Below are 2,720 nucleotides of genomic sequence, written 5' to 3'. Positions count from 1 at the left end.
CACTCGCTCGCGCACGGGCAGCAGCTCAGCCAGCAGATCCCGCGCTCGAGCCGCGTCTCCAGCCTCCCCCGTCCAGAACGCGAGATTGTGTCGGACAGCCAGCGTGTCTGGGTGGTCGGCGCCGAGGCACTCGTGCAAGTCATCCAGACGTTGTTTCTGCAGGGCGCATGCAGTGCGGTAAGCACCGCTGGCGTGTAGATAGTCGATGACCTGAGCCATTCCAGGGGAGTCGAATTCCAGCGCGATACGGGCATGGGGCAGCAGCCGAGCGTAGATGGGCCAGGAGGTGATGCGATCCGGGTCATCGGGCAGGGCAGTCTGGAGCAGGGCGGCCGCCTCGGCCGCCAGGGCGGCGCGGTCGCCCTCGTTCATGCCGGTGCGGGTGACAGCCTGGACGAGCCGGTGGACGCTGACGGCATGGCCGTCCGGCGAGCGGTTGATCATGCTGTAGGTGGCCAGCAGCCCCAGCGCCTCGGCGACCTGTATCTCATCGACCGTTCCGTGCTCGGCCAGGCCGTACAGCACCGCGCACGGCAGGTCGTCCGGGGCGTAGCAGGCCAGCAGGCGCAGCAGCCGCACCGCCAGTTGGTCGGTGGCGGCGATGCGCTCCATGGTGACCGCCCAGGTGCGTGCCACCGCCTGCTCAGCCGACCCCTGCCAGGGGCGGACGGCATCACGGGCCGCGGTGGTGCGCAGCAGGTGCAGGTAACGGGAGAGGGTCATGCCGGGGGTCTCGGCGATGTAGGCGCCGGCGTGCTTGAGTGCCAGCGGCAGCTCCCCCAGCTCGGCGGCCAGCTGCGCGGCCGCGTCCGGCTCCCATGCCGCGGGGGCCAACAGGCTCTGCAGCAGCCGCACCGCGTCCGCCGGCTCCAGCACGCCCAGGCGCAGTATGGTGCCGACCTCCTGCCAGCCACGATCGCGGCGGGAGGTGATGAGCACCTGGCCGCTGTGCAGGCGGCCCAGATACGGCTGCAGGTGGCCGACCTCTTCGACGTTGTCGAAGATGAGTAGCCACCGCCGGTGGGCGGCCAGCCAGGCCAGCGTCCAGGCCGCGGCTTCCTTGGCGGGGGCCTGGGTGGCGGCGGCCGGGGCCAGGCCCGCGCACAAGGCCCGGCACAGCGCCGCCAGCCCCGCCTCGATGGCCTGGGCGCCGTCGGCGTCGATCCACCACACGAGGTCGTAGTGGTTGTGGTGGGTCAGGGCGTAGTGCAGGGCCAGCTCGCTTTTTCCGATCCCGCCCAGCCCGATGACGGCCTGGGCGATCACTCCGGGCCCGGCCGTCAGGGCCTGCTGCAGGGTGGCCAGCTCGTCGTCGCGGCCGACGAACACCGCCGCCGGTCGGCGCGGCAGCCCTACCAGTCCGGTCGCCGGCACTTTGGCCACCGGCGGCAGCGCCGGCGCCGGAGCCGTGTTGACCGTCCCGGCGACCAGGCCGTGGAAGGTGGAGGAGGAGAAGTCGACATGGTCGGCGCCGTAGAGTCGGCCGTCGGCGTCGCCCTCCAGCGGGCGGTTCGAGGCGGCGCTCATCCCTTGCCGGTGACCGGACCGTGGAAGGTACCGCGGGAGAAGTCGACGTGGTCGCCGCCGTAGACGCGGCCCCCGGAGACCTCACCGGTCTGCACCACGTTGCCGCCGGCCGAGACCGCCGCCCGGGCCTGGCCGAGCATGTCGGTGATCTCCGCGGCCAGCTGCGCATCGGCGGCCAGCACCTTGCGGATGGCCAGGCGCATCGCCGCCTGCACGTCAGGATCCTCCGGCGCCGCCACCAGATCCGCGACCACCTCCGGGGTCTCTGCTTCGGTTGTGGCGGTGCTGAAGAGGCGCTGCAGGAGGCGCTGGCCCCAGGCCACGGTGGCGTCGGCGGCCTGCTCCTGGGTGCGGGCCAGCACCGCGCCGCCGTAGGCGGCAGCGGCCGCGCTCACGTACGGGATCGCCTGCTCGGCCAGGACCGCCAGCTCCGCACTCATCGCACCCCTCCTTCACCGGCCCGCCCGCCGCTGAGGTGGAGCAGGCCCTCACCTCCGGTCACTTGGACTGTAGATCCGCATACGCCGCAACGACAGACGAATCCACCGATCGGCGGGCAAGGAACCCGATCTGATCAGCCAGAAGCAGGGTGAGACGAGAAGGGTCCGGTGCGGGATCCGGGCCCCGAACCTGACCGGCCGCAGGAGTTTCGGAAGCCGTTGTTTCCGGAACCCGGGTGGCCATGGCGATCCGTCTCGGAGCCTGCCGGTCGCGGCGACGGACCGTTACGGTCGCGGTCATGACGACGCAGGATTTTCCCGCGGCACCGCTCGATCCGTACGCCGCCTCGCTGGGACGCAAATGGATGGCCGCCGGTGCGCTGCTCCGCGATGCGGCGGGCGCGATGCTGCTGGTCGACCCGGTCTACAAGCCCCGGTGGGACGTGCCCGGCGGCGTCGTCGAGCCCGGCGAGTCCCCCACCGCGGCATGCCGCCGGGAGGTGGCCGAGGAGCTCGGCCTGGACCGGCCGGTCGGACGCCTGCTGGCAGCGGATTGGATCCCGCCGCGGCCCGGCTGGCCGGACGGGGTGATCTTCCTCTACGACGGCGGCGTCCTGACCGCCGAGGAGATCGCCGCGATCCGGCTGCCGGCCGATGAACTGGCAGGCTGGAGGTTCGCCGACCCGGGCCAGGTGCCCTCGCTGGTGCCGGCCGCGCTGGCCCGGCGCATCGCCGCGCCTGCGGCGGCGGCCG

General features: G+C 72.5%; 3 protein-coding genes. 1 reads left to right on the top strand and 2 read right to left on the bottom strand.

Annotated elements, in window-relative coordinates; all coding sequences use genetic code 11:
- Together ACWJ6R_RS29820 and ACWJ6R_RS29815 are read right to left on the bottom strand one after the other, a co-directional pair.
- Positions 1-1,527, bottom strand: a 1,527-nt coding sequence (locus tag ACWJ6R_RS29820; protein ID WP_449065414.1) for a DUF7779 domain-containing protein, incomplete at its 3' end; no start/stop codon positions are given.
- Positions 1,524-1,967, bottom strand: coding sequence for a hypothetical protein (locus tag ACWJ6R_RS29815; protein WP_449065413.1), 444 nt, complete (start codon positions 1,965-1,967; stop codon positions 1,524-1,526). The genes ACWJ6R_RS29820 and ACWJ6R_RS29815, both read right to left, overlap by 4 nt.
- A 299-nt stretch (positions 1,968-2,266) precedes the next feature.
- On the opposite strand from ACWJ6R_RS29815, the gene ACWJ6R_RS29810 reads away from it, so the two are divergent.
- A partial coding sequence (locus ACWJ6R_RS29810; RefSeq protein WP_449065412.1) for an NUDIX domain-containing protein occupies positions 2,267-2,720 on the top strand: 454 nt, incomplete at its 3' end.

This window comes from Planomonospora algeriensis, assembly GCF_977012225.1.
This window is presented reverse-complemented; position numbering and strand designations above follow the sequence as displayed.

What these genes read in the sequence shown, in the direction of transcription:
- ACWJ6R_RS29815 (WP_449065413.1), bottom strand. Translation starts at nt 1,967, where the DNA reads ATGAGTGCGGAGCTGGCGGTCCTGGCCGAGCAGGCGATCCCGTACGTG.